1 pseudogene is annotated in these 353 nt (G+C 68.6%); it reads right to left on the reverse strand.

The window, feature by feature from the left end:
* A pseudogene (locus R0J88_RS19085) lies at positions 1-353 on the reverse strand (hypothetical protein); the annotation flags it as partial.

Here is a 353-nt window from a genome sequence, read left to right on the forward strand (position 1 = left end):
GTCAGCTCCTCCAGCGGATAGTCGCGGCTTTCCCAGCGCGGCGTGTAATCCTCGGCGCTGTGCCACACGAAGTTGCGTACCTGCTCGAGATGCAGCACTTCACCCTGCGTGGCAGCCTCGGTCCTGGCGCTTGCCGGCGATGCCTCGTCCCGTGCTGGCGTGACCACCTGCCCCTCGACCAGATGCGCCACCTCCGGCGCCCAGTCGCGGTCCGCCCGTGGCGTGATGCTGGCCCACCAGGCAAGGCTTGCGACCAGCAGCATCAGGTAGCTGCCCATCAGCCGCCAGCGAATCGCGCTGGCCTGTGGCCACCACAGCGCAATCACGCACACGAGCCCCAGCACCGCTGCGAG

It is taken from the genome of Pseudoalteromonas sp. SIMBA_162 (assembly GCF_046535955.1).
Taxonomy (GTDB): Bacteria; Pseudomonadota; Gammaproteobacteria; order Enterobacterales; family Alteromonadaceae; genus Pseudoalteromonas; species Pseudoalteromonas marina.